Below are 16,167 nucleotides of genomic sequence, written 5' to 3'. Positions count from 1 at the left end.
AAACAGCATGCACAGATTGAAAGCAGCGGCTCTGGGCGGGATATTGCTATGCCTGCCGATGTTCATGGAGCAGGCGCAGGCGAACCCCGATTGCACCATCAGACTCGGCCCTGCCACCATCGATTTTGGCTCGACCACCCGCGGGCAGTTGCTGGCGCAGTCGACTTCGGCGAATGTATTGAGCTTTGGTTTGCGTCGGGCGCAGGTCACTGTTCAGTGTGAACGGCCCGGCCCGTTGCGCATGGAACTGGTCGGGCCGGCGGCCGATGCCGCGCAATATCGCTTCGGCGCCGGTACGCTGCGGGTGCGGGTGCGTGTGCTGGCGCTGCGCATGGACGGCAAGCCGGTGCAGTGGCTGAGCGAGGGAGAAGGGCTGGATAGCGACGTTTTGCGTCCGGGTTCGCGGCTGACACCTGCGCTCGCCGGAACAGCAATCGAAGGCCAAAGTCTGGAAGTCGAGCTGGAGCTGGAGGCGCGTATCCCGACAGTGGCCAGCCGAGTCAGTGACCTGACCCGTTTCGAGGCTGACCTGGGGTTTCGCCTGCGCTGAGCCGGGTCAGCTGTGACTGTCAGCCAGCAGTCTGATCGCCGCTGCGCCTACCTTGCGCACCGCGTCTTCAATCTGCGGTGTCGGCTTGGCCGCGTAGTTCATGCGCAGGCAATTGCGGTACTTGCCCGAGGCGGAAAAAATGCTGCCGACGGCAATCTGTACGCCTTGATCGTGCAGCGCCCGATTCAGTTTCAGCGTATCGAAACCTTCCGGCAGTTCGACCCACAGCATGAAGCTGCCTTGCGGACGGCTGGCGCGCGTCCCAGCCGGGAAATAGCGCGTCACCCAGTCGATCATCGCGTCACGATTGCGCTGGTATTGCATGCGCATCCGCCGCAAATGCGGCTCGAAGTGTCCGGCCTTGAGAAATTCGGCGATAGCGATCTGTGGCTGCGGCGCGGTGGAACCGGTGCTGATGTATTTCATGTGCAGCACTCGTTCCAGATACCGCCCCGGTGCGACCCAACCGATGCGCAGCCCCGGCGCCAGGGTTTTGGAAAATGAACTGCACAGCAACACCCGACCGTCTTCGTCGAAAGATTTGATCGTGCGCGGACGCGGGTAGGTGTAGGCCAGTTCGCCATACACATCGTCTTCAATGATCGCCACGTCAAACTTCTGCGCGAGGTTGAGCAGCGCGCGTTTGCGCGCCTCGGGCATGATGTAGCCGAGGGGGTTGTTGCAGTTGGGCGTGAGCTGGATAACCTTGATCGGCCATTGCTCCAGCGCCAGTTCCAGTGCTTCGAGGCTGATGCCGGTGAGCGGGTCGGTGGGGATTTCCAACGCTTTCATGCCCAGCCCTTTGAGGGTCTGCATGGCGCCGTGAAAGCTCGGCGAATCCACCGCCACAATGTCGCCCGGTTCGCAGATCGCGTGGATGCTGGTGGACAGTGCTTCATGGCAACCGGTGGTCACCACCAGATCGCTGGCGCTCAACTGGCAGCCGGAATCGAGCATCAACCGCGCGATCTGTTCGCGCAGTTCGAGGGTGCCGTGAATGTTGTCGTAATACAGGCCGGGCATGTCCTGTCGGCGGCTGATTCGGGCGAGACCACGCAACAGCGGCTTCATGGTTGGTGAACTGATGTCGGGCATGCCGCGACCGAGTTGCACCACGTCTTTGCGCGGCACGGCGCGAATCAGTTCAAGCACCTGATCCCACTGCGAAATCTCCACCGGCCGCTGCGCCGGACGCCCGACCGCGGGCAGCTCAGGCAGCTCGCGACCGACCGGCACGAAGTAGCCGGACTTGGGTTTCGGCGTCGCCAGTCCGCTGTCTTCGAGCATGCGATAAGCCTGCTGCACCGTGCTCAGACTGACTCCATGTTCTACGCTCAAGGCGCGTACCGATGGCAAGCGATCGCCAGGGCGGTAGAAACCTTGTTCGATGCGCGTGCCGAGTAATTCGGCGAGGTTCACATAAAGAGTCATGACACTGCCTCGATGCAGATGATTCGTTAAACCAGTACAGATGCGGCAAAAATCGACAATTCAGCGGCAGAATCAGCAAATCTGTATGGAGTTAATACAGTTGTGTTGAATCTGTAATGCTTTTGCCGACCCGCGCATCATGGAATCTCTGGCTACCCAAGTAAACAGGAGCGACAAAAATGAACGGTTTGAGCGATGTGCGGCTGACGTTACACAGTCAGGAACTGGTGGCAGGGCAGGAGGACAGTGCATGGAATACAGCCCTGCGCAACGCGCCGTCCGGCCTGAGTCGCTGGGGACTGTTCTGGCATCGTCTGCACACGCGCAAGGCGTTATTGAGTCTGACGGCGGATCAGCTCGAGGATATCGGGCTGACGCGGGAGCAGGCGCAGGAGGAGGGCTTGAAGCCGTTCTGGCGGATCTGAGTTTTGTGTTGTTCTTGCGGGCCTCATCGCTGGCAAGCCAGCTCCCACAGGTTTCATGGTGAACACAAATGTTGTGAGCATCCGAGATCACTGTGGGAGCTGGCTTGCCAGCGATAGCGATTTCAAGGGCGCCGAAAAACTATCAGACCAACTCTTTCAGGCGATGCCACAACATCCCCAACGCCAGCAACGGCGAGCGCAAATGCTTGCCGCCGGGGAAGGTGATGTGCGGCACTTTGGCGAACAGATCGAACCCGCCGCTGTGCTGCCCGCTGATCGCCTCGGCGAGCAACTTGCCGGCCAGGTGCGTGGCATTCACCCCGTGACCGGAATAAGCCTGGGCGAAATACACATTCGGCTGATCCGCGAGCCGACCGATTTGCGGCAACCGATTGGCGCCGATGCCGATCATCCCGCCCCACTGATAATCGATCTTCACCCCGGCCAGTTGCGGGAACACTTCGAGCATTTTCGGCTGCATGTACGCGCCGATGTCCTGCGGATCGCGCCCCGAATAATGGCAGGCGCCACCGAACAGCAAACGCCGATCCGCCGAGAGCCGGTAGTAATCCAGCGCGACCCGTTGATCGCACACCGCCATGTTCTGCGGCAGCAGTTCGTGGGCCTGTTGTTCGCTCAGCGGTTCGGTGGCGATGATGTAGCTGCCGGCGGGCAGCACTTTGCCGCTGAGTTGCGGATTGAGGTTGTTCAAATAAGCGTTGCAGCCCAGCACCAGAGTCTTCGCGCGCACCGAGCCCTGCGCTGTGTGCACCCGCACTTCAGGGCCGTAATCGATGCGCGTGACAGCCGACTGTTCGAACAGCTTCACGCCCAGATGCTGCGCGGCGGCGGCTTCGCCCAGTGCCAGGTTGAGCGGATGCAAATGCCCCGAACCCATGTCGATCAAACCGCCGATGTAGCGTTTGGAGCCGACTACGGTGTGCATTTCATCGGCTTGCAGCAGGCGGGTTTCGTGGCGGTAGCCGAGGCTGCGCAGTTCTTCGGCGTCCTCGGCAAAACCTTCCAGGTCACGCGGTTTGTTGGCGAGGTCGCAATAGCCCCAAGTCAGGTCGCAGGGAATCTGAAATTGCTCGACGCGCTGGCGGACGATTTCCACGGCTTCCAGGCCCATGAGTTTCATCTCGCGCACGCCGTCGGCACCGATCACGTTGGCGAACTGATCGAGGCCGTGGCCGACCCCGCGAATCAACTGCCCGCCATTACGGCCGCTGGCGCCCCAGCCGATCTTGTGTGCTTCGAGCAACACCACGCTCAAGCCGCGCTCAGCCAGTTCCAGCGCAGTGTTCAACCCGGAGAAGCCGCCGCCAACCACGCACACGTCCGCGATCAGCTCGCCTTGCAGCACCGGATGATCGGGCTGCGGCAGGCTGCTGGCGGCGTAATAAGAGGCAACGTGCGGTTGGCTCGCGGTGGTGTGGGCGCGGGCAGTCATGGGCGTCATCCTGAGGCGGGGGGTGTCGAGAAAATTTGACGGAGCATAAGCCGCACGCCCGAAGGTGGGCAACACTGGTCGGGCGTTGCTGTCTGGATCGGAGGTTTTGCGGCACAATTGCCGCCTATTTCACGTTGGTTACCGCGTCGATGAGCTGCAACAGCGAGACAATCCGCACCCTGCGTCAGCAAATTCCTTCGTTCGACTGCGTGCCGGGCTGCCACGACTGCTGCGGGCCGGTTACCACGTCGCCGGAAGAAATGGCGCGTTTGCCGCGCAAGACCCGCGCCGAGCAGGATGCGGCAATGGAAGAACTGAACTGTGTGCACCTGGGGCCGAATGGCTGCACGGTGTATGGCGAGCGGCCGCTGATCTGCCGCTTGTTCGGCACCACCAAAACCCTGCCGTGCCCGAATGGGCGTGGGCCGGTGGAGCTGATTCATCCGCGTGTCGAGAAGCAGATTTTCGAATACATGGCGGAGAATCGGCAGGTTTTGGTTTAGCGGATTTTGCTTTGGGCCGAGTCGATGCCATCGCTGGCAAGCCAGCTCCCACAGGATCGTGGTGGACACATATTTTTGTGACCGCCAGCAATCACTGTGGGAGCTGCGGTGCGACGATTCGACTTGCCAGCGATAGGGCCGGGTCAGGCCCAACAAATCTCAGTCTGGAATCGGCAGGCACAGGCTCTCTTTGACTTCCTCCATCACGATGTAGCTCTTGGACTCGCGCACATGCGGCAGCTTGAGCAGGATGTCGCCCAGCAGCTTGCGGTACGAGGCCATCTCGGAAATCCGCGCCTTCACCAGATAGTCGAAATCCCCTGACACCAGATGGCACTCCAACACATGCGGCAGTTTCAGCACCGCGCGTCGGAACTCTTCGAAAGTGTCGCCGGATTTGTAGTCGAGGCTGATCTCGACAAACACCAACAGACTACCCTTCAAGTGCTGCGGATTCAGCCGGGCGTTGTAGCCCATGATGATCCCCTCGCGCTCCAGCCGCCGCACGCGCTCGGTGCAAGGTGTGGTGGAGAGGCCGACCTTTTCACCCAGTTCGGTAAAGGAAATCCGCCCGTCGGCCTGCAAGATGCGCAAGATGTTGCGATCGATCTTGTCCAGCTCACGTTTGGTCTGAGTGTTGGTACGCATAGGGGATGCGCCTCCGTGAAAAGGGTTTTTGCCGAGAATTGTCGCCAAATATAGGCGCTTATACAGTGAAAAGCACTGGCCATTCTTTTTTACACTGCGCGCATCATTGCTCTGACTACAGAGCCAACAGACATGCGCGGCACGCCGCGATGAGGGATACAAAAATGCGCGTTATGGTCTTGGGTAGCGGCGTCATCGGTACCGCCAGTGCTTACTATCTGGCCCGTGCCGGATTTGAAGTGGTGGTGGTCGACCGCCAGCCTGCCGCGGCCATGGAGACCAGTTTCGCCAACGCCGGCCAGGTCTCGCCGGGTTATGCCTCGCCGTGGGCCGCGCCGGGCGTACCGCTCAAGGCCATCAAGTGGCTGCTGCAACGTCACGCGCCGCTGGCGATCAAGGCCACCGCCGACATCGACCAATACCTGTGGATGGCGCAGATGCTGCGCAATTGCACCGCCAATCGTTACGCAGTGAACAAAGAGCGCATGGTGCGTCTGTCCGAGTACAGCCGCGACTGCCTCGACGAGTTGCGCGCTGAAACCGGCATCGCCTACGAAGGCCGCAGCCTCGGCACCACGCAATTGTTCCGCACGCAGGCGCAGTTGGATGGCGCGGCCAAAGACATCGCCGTACTCAAAGAGTCTGGCGTACCGTTTGAAGTCCTCGACCGCGCCGGCATTGCCCGGGTCGAGCCGGCGCTGGCAGGCGTTACCGATATCCTCGCTGGCGCCCTGCGTCTGCCGAACGATCAGACCGGCGACTGCCAGATCTTCACCACACGACTCGCCGAAATGGCAGTCAATCTCGGTGTCGAATTCCGCTTCGGTCAGGACATCCAGCGCCTCGACTTCGCCGGTGATCGCATCAACGGTGTGTGGATCGACGGCAAGCTGGAAACCGCCGACCGCTACGTGTTGGCGCTCGGCAGCTACTCGCCGCAACTGCTCAAGCCGCTGGGCATCAAGGCCCCGGTTTATCCATTGAAGGGTTACTCGCTGACGGTGCCGATCACCAACCCGGCGATGGCCCCGACGTCGACCATCCTCGACGAGACCTACAAGGTCGCGATCACCCGTTTCGACAACCGCATCCGCGTTGGCGGCATGGCCGAGATCGCCGGTTTTGACCTGTCGCTGAATCCGCGCCGCCGCGAAACCCTGGAGATGATCGTCAACGACCTTTATCCTCAGGGCGGCAATCTGGCCGAAGCGAGCTTCTGGACCGGCCTGCGTCCGACCACGCCGGACGGTACGCCGATCGTCGGTGCGACCCCGTTCAGTAACCTGTTCCTCAACACCGGTCACGGCACGCTCGGCTGGACCATGGCCTGCGGCTCCGGCCGATTGCTGGCAGACCTGATGGCGAAGAAAACGCCGCAGATCAGCGCCGCCGGCCTCGATATTTCCCGTTACGGCAATAAACCTCAGGAGTCCGCAAAACATGGCAATCCAGCGCCAGCTCACCAATGAGCGCATGAGTCAGATCGTCAGCCACAACGCTACGGTGTATCTGTCCGGGCAGGTCGGCGATGACTTCGACGCCGGAATTGAACAGCAGACTCGCGAAGTATTGGCCAATATCGAGCGCTTGCTCGATCTGGCCGGCACCGACAAACAGCACCTGCTGTCGGCGACCATCTACCTGAACGACATCGCGGCGCACTTCGCCGGGATGAATTCGGTGTGGGATCAGTGGCTGCCCAAAGGCGCCGCGCCGGCCCGCGCTACCGTCGAAGCGAAGATGGCCAAGCCGAGCATTCTGGTTGAAATCTCGATTGTCGCTGCGCTGCCGTAACCCGCTGTAAAGATCCCTCTCCCGGTGCTGTTGGCGGTTCACGTCGTCAGCCAGCGCCGGTTTTTATTCCCATGACCGCCTAGAAGTCTGCCGCCATGCGTCCTGCTCGTGCCCTGATCGACCTTCAAGCCCTGCGCCACAACTACCAGATCGCCCGTGAACTCACCAAGGCCAAGGCCCTCGCGGTGATCAAGGCGGATGCCTACGGCCATGGCGCGGTGCGTTGCGCCCAGGCGCTGGAAGGCGAGGCCGATGGTTTTGCAGTGGCGTGCATCGAAGAAGCGCTGGAGCTGCGAGCCGCCGGGATTCGCGCACCGATTCTGCTGCTTGAAGGCTTTTTCGAAGCCGATGAGCTGGCGCTGATCGTCGAGCATGATTTCTGGTGCGTGGTGCATTCGCTGTGGCAGCTCGAAGCGATCGAACAGGCCACGCTGAGCAAGCCGATCAGCGTGTGGCTGAAGCTCGATTCGGGCATGCACCGCGTTGGCCTGCATCCGAAAGATTATCCGGCGGCTTATCAGCGTCTGCTGGCCAGCGGCAAGGTTTCGAAAATTGTCTTGATGAGCCACTTTGCCCGCGCTGATGAACTGCACCAGCAGAGCAGCGCCGATCAGGTCGCAGTGTTCGAGGCCGCGCGCCAGGGTTTGGCTGCCGAAGTCAGTCTGCGCAACTCGCCGGCCGTATTGGGCTGGCCGCAGATCCACAGCGACTGGGTGCGTCCGGGCATCATGCTCTACGGCGCCACACCGTTCGAAGAAGCCCACACCGTGGCCGGGCGTCTGCTGCCGGTAATGACCCTCGAATCGAAAGTCATCAGCGTGCGCGAACTGCCGGCGGGCGAGCCGATCGGCTACGGCGCACATTTCATCACCGACAAGCCGATGCGCATTGGCGTGGTGGCTATGGGTTATGCCGACGGTTACCCGCGTCAGGCACCGACCGGCACGCCGGTTCTGGTGGCCGGTAAACGCAGCCGCATTCTTGGCCGCGTATCGATGGACATGCTGTGTGTCGATCTGACCGATGTGCCGGAAGCCGACCTCGGTTCGACCGTTGAGCTGTGGGGCAAGAATATCCTCGCCAGTGAGGTGGCGAAGTGCGCGGGCACCATTCCCTACCAGATTTTCTGCAACCTGCGTCGGGTGCCAAGGCTCTATTCCGAGGGTTGACGCCCAAGCGGGGGTCAAGTGTTGTAAATACTGAACGCTGTCGCCATGATAACGCTCAATATTTCTACAACATCTGGAGGCTCCCACATTGGACGTCGGTGAACGACTGCAATCGATTCGCAAGCTCAAAGGGCTTTCCCAGCGTGAACTCGCCAAACGCGCGGGCGTCACCAACAGCACCATCTCGATGATCGAAAAGAACAGCGTCAGCCCTTCGATCAGTTCGCTGAGGAAAGTTCTGGGCGGGATTCCCATGTCCATGGTCGAGTTTTTTTCCGAAGAAATCCTGCAGGAAATCCCGACCCAGATCGTCTACAAGGCCAATGAGCTGATCGACATCTCGGACGGCGCCGTGACCATGAAACTGGTCGGCCGCGCGCACCCGAGCCGCGCCATCGCGTTCCTCAATGAAATCTACCCGCCGGGCGCCGACACCGGCGAAGAAATGCTCACCCACGAGGGCGAGGAAACCGGGATTCTGGTCGAAGGCCGACTGGAACTGGTGGTGGGGCTTGAAACTTTTATCCTCGAAGCCGGCGACAGCTACTACTTTGAAAGTACCAAGCCGCATCGTTTCCGCAATCCGTTCGATGCACCGGCGCGACTAATCAGCGCAGCCACGCCGGCGAATTTTTAAGCAAAGAAGCGCCAGGCCATTACGGCGAAGGCACCCGCAACGTTTTACCGATTCACAACAAGACCCCTTTAACCATGGGGTTGTTTCAGTGTGGCGGGCTAACCGCTATACTTGCGCCCGCCTGCGAACCGTGGCCGCAGGCGTGAATAGCCACCATTGAGGGTGAACGCGTGAATCTAATTATGAAAATGCTGGCCGTACCAGCAACCGTACTGGCCCTCTGGGCTGCCAGCGCTCAAGCTGCGACGAACGACGATATTGCCAAACGCCTCGAGCCAGTCGGCCAGGTGTGTGTTCAGGGTCAGGAATGCAAGGGCATGGAAGTGGCTGTGAGTGCCGGCGGCGGTGATGCCAAGACGCCTGACTCGATCATTGCCAAACATTGCAACGCTTGCCACGGCTCCGGCCTGTTGGGTGCACCGAAAATCGGTGACACGGCCGCCTGGAAAGAACGTGCCGACAAGCAGGGCGGCCTCGACGGCATCCTCGCCAAGGCCATCACCGGCATCAACGCCATGCCGCCGAAAGGCACCTGTGCTGATTGCTCCGACGCCGATCTGAAAGGCGCGATCGAGAAGATGTCCAACCTGAAGTAAGGCGCTCTTCTGATGAAAAAACCGTCTTCGGACGGTTTTTTTGTGCCTGCGATTCAGCCTTGAGGCTGTTCATTGCAGCAAAGACCCGGCAATCTCGGTCGTACCTCTATTCACGGAACGGGCGGGAGGCTTCAGATGGTGCAGTTGTGTTCGATCGAACAAGCGGTGGACGACGTGCTGGCGCGGTTGCCGGCGCATATCCACATGGGCATGCCGTTGGGCCTGGGCAAACCGAATCACTTCGTCAACGCGCTGTATCGGCGCATTGCAGCACTGCCCGAGCGGCGGCTGACGATCTACACCGCCCTGTGTCTCGGCCGGCCGACCTTGGGCGATGGCTTGCAGAAGCGCTTCATCGAACCCTTCGTCGAGCGCGTGTTCGGTGACTATCCAGAACTGGAGTTCCTCGCCGATCTGCACCGCGACAGCTTGCCCGCCAATATCCATATCGAACAGTTTTTCATGCGGCCCGGCAGCCTGCTCAACAGCGCGCCGGCCCAGCAGGATTACGTCAGCAGCAATTACAGCCACGCCGCCCGTGACATCAACGCCGCTGGCCTGAATCTGGTGGCGCAGTTGGTCGCGAGCAGCGGCGAACATCCGGATCGTCTCAGTCTGAGCTGTAACCCGGACATCACCCTCGACCTGCTGCCGATGATCGCCAAGCGCCGCGAAGCCGGGGAAACCATTGTGCTGGTCGGTCAGGTGCACACCGATCTGCCTTACATGCCGGGCGATGCCGAAGTCGACATCGATGCTTTCGACTTTCTGATCGACGAAAAGGACAGCTCCACGCTGTTCTCCACGCCGAACATGCCCGTTGGTTTTCAGGATCATTTCATCGGTTTGCACGCCAGTACGCTGGTGCGCGACGGCGGCACGCTGCAGATCGGCATCGGTTCGATGGGCGATGCGCTCACCGCGGCGTTGCTCGCCCGTCAGGCCGACAATGCCGGTTATCAAACGCTGCTGGCCGACATCAATCTCAGCCAGTGGGCGCAACTTATCCACAAGGAGGGCGGCACCGCGCCGTTTGCCAAAGGCCTTTACGGTTGCAGCGAAATGTTCGTCAACGGTCTGCTGGTGTTGGCGGATGCCGGGATCATCCGGCGCAAGGTCTACCCCGACGTGCCAACGCAGGAGCAGGCCAACGCCGGCACGCTCGATGAGGCGGCGCAAACCGACGGCATTTCGGTGCATGGCGGCTTCTTCCTCGGCCCGCGCAGTTTTTATGAGCGCTTGCGTGAGTTGCCGCAAAGCAAGCGTCTCGAATTCAACATGACCCGCATCAGCTACATCAACGAGCTGTACGGTCAGGAACAACTCAAGCGTTTGCAGCGCCTCGATGCACGGTTTATCAACACCGTGTTCACCATGACCCTACTGGGCGCCGGAGTGGCTGATCAACTGGAAGACGGGCGCGTGCTCAGTGGCGTTGGCGGGCAGTACAACTTCGTTGCTCAGGGGCATGCACTGGAAGGCGCGCGCTCTGTGCTGATCCTGCGCAGTTGGCGCGAGTCGGGTGGCGATGTCAGTTCGAACATTGTCTGGGAGTACGGCCACTGCACGATTCCACGGCATTTGCGCGACATCGTGGTTACCGAGTACGGCATCGCCGATCTGCGCGGCAAGACAGATTCAGCAGTGATTGAGGCGTTGTTGAACATCAGCGATTCACGCTTCCAGCCGGGGCTGATCGAGCAGGCGCAGAAAGTCGGCAAATTGCCGAAGGATTTCCGCATCGATCCACGTTTTGCCGACAACACGCCGCAGCGTTTGCAGGCGATTGCCGCAAACCATCCGAACCTGTTTCCGGAGTATCCGCTGGGTTGTGATTTCACCGAGGTGGAGCGCGATCTGTTGCGCGCGCTGAACTGGCTGAAGAGCAAGTTCAAACTCACCGAAATCTTCGAACTCGGCAAAGCCGCCCTCGACGCACCCGAGGCTGCGCTATACCCCGAGCATCTTGAGCGCATGCAACTGAGCAGTCCGGAAGGCTTGAAAGAAGATCTGTTTCAACGCCTGCTACTCACAGGCCTAAAAGCCACACAGCCGTAACGACCAACACATAACCTGTGGGAGCTGGCTTGCCAGCGATGGCGGTGTATCTTCCAACATCAATGTTGGCTGACAGGGCCCCATCGCTGGCAAGCCAGCTCCCACAGGGTTAATGCGGTGTGGCATGGTTATTCGATGAAGGTTACAACGCCATCCTTCAACGACTGCACGCGAGCCAGCGACTCGACGCGATAGCCCTGCGAATCGAGCTCGGCACGCCCGCCCTGGAACGACTTCTCGATCACGATGCCCAGACCGGCGACGGTAGCGCCGGCCTGCTTGATGATCGAAATCAGTGCCTGGGACGCCTTACCGTTGGCCAGGAAGTCGTCGATGATCAGCACGCGGTCGCTGCTGGTCAGGTGACGCGGGGAGATGGCCACGGTGCTTTCAGTCTTCTTGGTGAACGAGTAAACGGTCGCCGACAGCAGGTTTTCAGTCAGGGTCAGGGACTGTTGCTTGCGGGCGAAGATCACCGGCACGCCGAGGTTCAGACCGGTCATGATCGCCGGGGCGATGCCTGAGGCTTCGATGGTCACGATCTTGGTGATGCCCGAGTCCTTGAACAGCGCGGCGAATTCGTCACCGATCAGCTTCATCAGGGCCGGGTCGATCTGGTGGTTCAGAAAGGCGTCGACTTTCAGGACCTGATCGGAAAGCACGATGCCTTCTTCGCGGATTTTCTTGTGCAGTGCTTCCATGAAGCTGTCCTCGTTCGGCGCACGCGCGCCTGATCAAAAAAAAGTGGTCAATTCTAGCGCTTTAACATCGCGCGTATATCCGCCAATGCGCTGTTGCCGCGCACGACTTTGACTTCGGTCGGTGTGTCGTCGTTGCCTTCCCACGCCAGGTCGTCCGGCGGCAGCTCATCGAGGAAGCGACTTGGCGCGCAATCGATGATCTCGCCGTACTGTTTACGCTTGGCGGCGAAGGTGAAGGCCAGGGTCTGACGCGCGCGGGTGATGCCCACGTAGGCCAGGCGGCGTTCTTCTTCGATGGTGTCGGCTTCGATGCTGGAGCGGTGCGGAAGGATTTCCTCTTCCATGCCCATGATGAACACGTAGGGAAATTCCAGACCCTTGGACGCATGCAAGGTCATCATCTGCACGCCTTCGGCGCCATCTTCCTCTTCCTGCTGCCGCTCGAGCATGTCGCGCAGGACCAGTTTGCCGATGGCGTCCTCGACGGTCATTTCGCCTTCTTCATCCTTCTCAAGGGTGTTCTTCAACGCCTCGATCAGGAACCAGACGTTGCTCATCCGGTAGTCCGCAGCCTTGTCGCTGGAACTGTTGGTGCGCAGCCAGTTCTCGTAGTCGATGTCCATGACCATGCTGCGCAGCGCCGAGATCGGGTCTTCGCCGGCGCACTGCTCGCGCACCTTGTCCATGAAGCGCTTGAAGCGCGACAGGCGATCGGTGAAGCGGCTGTCGAGATGCTCGCCCAGACCGATTTCGTCGGTGGCGGCGTACATCGAGATCTTGCGTTCGGTGGCGTAATTACCGAGTTTTTCCAGGGTGGTCGAGCCGATTTCGCGGCGCGGCACGTTGATCACCCGCAGGAAGGCGTTGTCGTCGTCCGGATTGACGATCAGGCGGAAGTAGGCCATCAGGTCTTTGACTTCCTGGCGGCCGAAGAAGCTGTTGCCGCCGCTCAAACGATACGGCACCTGATGGTGCTGCAACTTCAGCTCGATCAGCTTGGCCTGGTAGTTGCCGCGATAGAGGATCGCGAAATCGCTGTACGGGCGGTCGGTGCGCAAGTGCAGGCTGAGGATTTCCATGGCCACACGCTCGGCTTCGGCGTCCTCGTTGCGGCAGCGGATCACGCGGATCTCGTCGCCGTGACCCATCTCGCTCCACAGCTGCTTTTCGAATTCGTGCGGGTTGTTCGAGATCAGCACGTTGGCGCAACGCAGGATTCGGCTGGTGGAACGGTAGTTCTGCTCCAGCATCACGACTTTCAGCGATGGATAGTCGTCCTTGAGCAGCATCAGGTTTTCCGGCCGCGCGCCACGCCAGGCGTAGATCGACTGGTCATCGTCGCCGACCACGGTGAACTGATTGCGCGTGCCGATCAGCAATTTCACCAGCAAATACTGACTGGCGTTGGTGTCCTGATATTCGTCCACCAGCAGGTAGCGGACTTTGTTCTGCCACTTCTCGAGGATGTCGGGGTTGTCCTGAAACAGCTTCACCGGCAGCAGGATCAGATCGTCAAAGTCCACCGCGTTGAACGCCTTGAGCGTGCGCTGATAGTGGGTGTAGACGATGGCGGCAGTCTGTTCCTTGGGGTTGCGCGCGTTTTCCAGCGCTTCGGGCGGCAGGATCAGGTCGTTTTTCCACGAGCCGATCATGTTCTTGATCTCGTCGACGCCGTCGTCGCCCGCGTATTCCTTTTGCATGATGTCGGTCATCAGCGCTTTGACGTCAGTTTCGTCAAAGATCGAGAAGCCCGGTTTGTAGCCCAGCCGCACGTGTTCCTTGCGGATGATGTTCAGGCCCAGGTTGTGGAAAGTGCACACCGTCAGGCCACGGCCTTCGCCGCCCTTGAGCAGGGTGCCGACCCGTTCCTTCATCTCGCGCGCGGCCTTGTTGGTAAAGGTCATGGCGACAATGTACTGGGCGCGGATGCCGCAGTTCTGGATCAGGTGCGCGATTTTGCGCGTGATCACGCTGGTCTTGCCGGAGCCAGCGCCGGCGAGCACCAAAAGAGGGCCGCCGACGTAGCTCACGGCTTCTTGCTGCCGGGGATTGAGTCGGGACATAGAAAAATTCGGGAGTCGTTGACGAAATGGGCCGGCATTTTAACAGGCTCAGCGAATTGTGCTGCTCTGTCCGACTTGTGACGCAATACGCGATTCAAATTTGCCGGTTTTGCTACTTTCACGCAGGATGCGTGGTGATTTTGCGGCTAATGTTCTCACTCATGACACACAGTGCGGTTTTTGATAACTGTTGTCATTTGGACATTGCTCTGCGCAACGGCATAATGCCCGCCGCCCACATCATTGCAGAGTCTAGGGAGTCAGCTTGACTACGCCTGTCGAACCCTTGCGTTTGCTGCTACTGGCCGAAGAGCCAGCGTGGACAGCGTTATTACGCGAGTGTCTGGCTCCCATGGGGAGCGCGGCAGTGCTGATCAGCGCGCCGAGCTGGGATTCGGTCAGCCGCCTGTTCGAGGACAATCGCAACGCGGTGTTGTTGACCATTGCGGCATTGCAACCGGCCCCCGGGCGTTGCAACCTGCCGACCGTGCTGTTGCTGGAGCACGAACCAGCGAGCGCACCTGATGGCGTCAGTGACTGGCTGGTGCGTGATGCGCTCGATCCCGACATGCTGCGTCGTTGCCTGCGCCATGTGCGCGAACGTGGCGTGCTGGAAAATACTCTGCAACGCCTCGCCGAGCAGGATCCGCTGACCGGCATCGCCAACCGTCAGGGCTTCCAGACACTGCTGACCGCGCGCCTTGCCGAAAACGACGGTCGCGGCCTGGCTCTGGGGCATCTCGATCTCGACAATTTTCGTCACGCCAACGACGCACTCGGCCATCAGGCCGGCGACCGTTTGATCCTGCAAGTGGTCGCGCGGCTGAAAAGTCAGCTGGAGGCGGGTGATCAACTGGCACGTCTGGGCAGCGACGAATTTGCCTTGCTGATCGACACCCGCCGCGCGCCGCAACGCGCCGAGTGGATTGCCGAACGCATCACCGAAGCCTTGGCCGAACCCTATTGGGTCGACGGCGAAAGCCTGTTGATCGGCTCCAGCCTCGGCATCGCGCATGCCCGCTCTCAGGGCGGCGCCGATCCACTGATGTGGCACGCGCACATCGCCATGCAGCAGGCCAAGAGCACCCAAGGCTGCACCTTTCATATCTTCAACGAACGCATCAACCGCAACGCGCGCAGCATGGCCGATCTCGAAAGCGAGCTGCGCCGGGCCTTGCGCCGCGATGAGCTGGAGTTGCATTACCAGCCGCGCCTGAACATGGCGGACGGGCAGATCGTCGGTCTCGAAGCCCTGGTACGCTGGCGCCACAGCGAACGCGGTCTGCTGCCGCCGAGCGAATTTGTGCCGCTGGCCGAGCAGAGCGGGCTGATCGTGCCGCTGGGTTATTGGGTGATTTCCCGTGCCTTGCGTGACATGCAGGCGTTGCGTGAGCGCGGTCTGCCGGCGCTGCACATGGCGATCAACCTGTCGTTCCGCCAGTTTCAGGACAGCCAGTTGCTGCCGACGCTTAGTCGTCTGATCGCTGAGCGCGGGGTCGAGGCGCAGTGGCTGGAATTCGAACTCACCGAAACCGCCGTGATGCGCCGCAGCGACCTGGTCAAGCAGACCATGGACGCCCTCGGCCGCCTCGGCGTGCGCTTCTCGCTGGATGACTTCGGCACCGGGTTCTCCTCGTTCGTGCACCTCAACAGCCTGCCGATCACTTTGCTGAAGATCGACAAGAGCTTCGTCGGCGGCATGGAACAGCGCGAAGAGAACCGTAAACTGGTGCACGCGATGATCAACCTCGCGCACAACCTGCATCTGGAAGTGGTCGCGGAAGGCGTGGAAACCTCGGAGCAACTTGAGCTGTTGCGCGGGTTTGGTTGTGATCAGGTACAGGGGTATCTGATCAGCAAGCCGTTGCCGCTGGCTGAGTTGGTTGAGTATTTATCCTTCGATGCGAGCCAGCAGACGCCTCTCGAAATCGTGAGCTGAGCACATCCCCTGTGGGAGCGGGCTTGCCCGCGATGGCGGCGGATCAGTCAGCATTGATATCGACTGACACGCCCTCATCGCGGCATTGGTATCTACACATCTAAGTTCTTCGGCTGGCCATCCAGCCGATGGCTTCTTTAGCAAAAGCCGCCAGCTCCTCTGGGGTGTGTTGCTCCAACGTCTCACACATGGCCAAAAGC

General features: G+C 60.4%; 15 protein-coding genes. 10 read left to right on the top strand and 5 right to left on the bottom strand.

The features are described 5' to 3' along the window. The first annotated feature begins 7 nt into the window (after positions 1-7). Positions 8-550 (top strand): hypothetical protein, encoded by a 543-nt coding sequence (locus ACP7BN_RS24850; protein WP_426206485.1) that lies wholly within the window; start codon positions 8-10, stop codon positions 548-550. A gap of 6 nt (positions 551-556) precedes the next feature. On the opposite strand, the gene ACP7BN_RS24845 is transcribed toward ACP7BN_RS24850, so the two are convergent. Next, positions 557-1,981 (bottom strand): PLP-dependent aminotransferase family protein, encoded by a 1,425-nt coding sequence (locus ACP7BN_RS24845; RefSeq protein WP_426206484.1) that lies wholly within the window; start codon positions 1,979-1,981, stop codon positions 557-559. A gap of 179 nt (positions 1,982-2,160) precedes the next feature. On the opposite strand from ACP7BN_RS24845, the gene ACP7BN_RS24840 reads away from it, so the two are divergent. Beyond that, complete coding sequence (locus ACP7BN_RS24840; protein ID WP_420649236.1) at positions 2,161-2,406, top strand: DUF1127 domain-containing protein; 246 nt, start codon at positions 2,161-2,163, stop codon at positions 2,404-2,406. A gap of 142 nt (positions 2,407-2,548) precedes the next feature. Here ACP7BN_RS24840 and ACP7BN_RS24835 read toward each other — a convergent pair whose 3' ends face one another. After that, the gene (locus ACP7BN_RS24835) at positions 2,549-3,859 is read right to left on the bottom strand and encodes an NAD(P)/FAD-dependent oxidoreductase (RefSeq protein ID WP_426206483.1); all 1,311 of its coding nucleotides are present in this window, start codon (positions 3,857-3,859) and stop codon (positions 2,549-2,551) included. A gap of 149 nt (positions 3,860-4,008) precedes the next feature. Here ACP7BN_RS24835 and ACP7BN_RS24830 point away from each other — a divergent pair, with 149 nt between their 5' ends. Then, positions 4,009-4,362, top strand: a complete 354-nt coding sequence (locus ACP7BN_RS24830; RefSeq protein ID WP_420649234.1) for a YkgJ family cysteine cluster protein — start codon at positions 4,009-4,011, stop codon at positions 4,360-4,362. Between the two features lie 159 nt (positions 4,363-4,521). Here ACP7BN_RS24830 and ACP7BN_RS24825 read toward each other — a convergent pair whose 3' ends face one another. Beyond that, entirely contained in the window at positions 4,522-5,010 is a 489-nt protein-coding gene (locus ACP7BN_RS24825; protein ID WP_010465173.1) for an Lrp/AsnC ligand binding domain-containing protein, read from the bottom strand. Between the two features lie 164 nt (positions 5,011-5,174). Here ACP7BN_RS24825 and dadA point away from each other — a divergent pair, with 164 nt between their 5' ends. From dadA to ACP7BN_RS24795, 6 genes are all read left to right on the top strand, one after another. After that, positions 5,175-6,479: a D-amino acid dehydrogenase gene (gene dadA, locus ACP7BN_RS24820; RefSeq protein ID WP_420649233.1), complete on the top strand. Its 1,305-nt coding sequence runs from the start codon at positions 5,175-5,177 to the stop codon at positions 6,477-6,479. Then, the gene (locus ACP7BN_RS24815; protein WP_426206482.1) at positions 6,451-6,804 is read left to right on the top strand and encodes a RidA family protein; all 354 of its coding nucleotides are present in this window, start codon (positions 6,451-6,453) and stop codon (positions 6,802-6,804) included. The genes dadA and ACP7BN_RS24815 overlap by 29 nt, the downstream gene beginning before the upstream one ends. A gap of 95 nt (positions 6,805-6,899) precedes the next feature. After that, a complete protein-coding gene (alr, locus tag ACP7BN_RS24810; protein ID WP_426206481.1) occupies positions 6,900-7,973 on the top strand; it encodes an alanine racemase in 1,074 nt (357 codons plus the stop codon). An 88-nt stretch (positions 7,974-8,061) separates the two neighbouring features. Beyond that, complete coding sequence (locus tag ACP7BN_RS24805; protein WP_226500797.1) at positions 8,062-8,610, top strand: cupin domain-containing protein; 549 nt, start codon at positions 8,062-8,064, stop codon at positions 8,608-8,610. Positions 8,611-8,792: 182 nt separating this feature from the next. After that, positions 8,793-9,206: a c-type cytochrome gene (locus tag ACP7BN_RS24800; RefSeq protein WP_426206530.1), complete on the top strand. Its 414-nt coding sequence runs from the start codon at positions 8,793-8,795 to the stop codon at positions 9,204-9,206. A 135-nt stretch (positions 9,207-9,341) separates the two neighbouring features. Beyond that, positions 9,342-11,264, top strand: a complete 1,923-nt coding sequence (locus ACP7BN_RS24795; protein WP_426206480.1) for an acetyl-CoA hydrolase/transferase C-terminal domain-containing protein — start codon at positions 9,342-9,344, stop codon at positions 11,262-11,264. A 128-nt stretch (positions 11,265-11,392) separates the two neighbouring features. Here ACP7BN_RS24795 and ACP7BN_RS24790 read toward each other — a convergent pair whose 3' ends face one another. Together ACP7BN_RS24790 and rep are read right to left on the bottom strand one after the other, a co-directional pair. Further along, positions 11,393-11,965 carry a xanthine phosphoribosyltransferase gene (locus ACP7BN_RS24790; protein ID WP_016772573.1) on the bottom strand — a complete coding sequence of 191 codons (573 nt, stop codon included), beginning with the start codon at positions 11,963-11,965 and terminating at the stop codon, positions 11,393-11,395. Positions 11,966-12,018: 53 nt separating this feature from the next. Further along, complete coding sequence (gene rep, locus ACP7BN_RS24785) at positions 12,019-14,028, bottom strand: DNA helicase Rep (protein WP_420649229.1); 2,010 nt, start codon at positions 14,026-14,028, stop codon at positions 12,019-12,021. Positions 14,029-14,293: 265 nt separating this feature from the next. On the opposite strand from rep, the gene ACP7BN_RS24780 reads away from it, so the two are divergent. Further along, positions 14,294-15,967 carry a putative bifunctional diguanylate cyclase/phosphodiesterase gene (locus tag ACP7BN_RS24780; protein ID WP_426206479.1) on the top strand — a complete coding sequence of 558 codons (1,674 nt, stop codon included), beginning with the start codon at positions 14,294-14,296 and terminating at the stop codon, positions 15,965-15,967. Positions 15,968-16,167: the final 200 nt, after the last annotated feature.

Origin of the sequence: Pseudomonas sp. TWP3-1, assembly GCF_049896625.1 — a bacterium.
Lineage (GTDB): Bacteria > Pseudomonadota > Gammaproteobacteria > Pseudomonadales > Pseudomonadaceae > Aquipseudomonas.
This window is presented reverse-complemented; position numbering and strand designations above follow the sequence as displayed.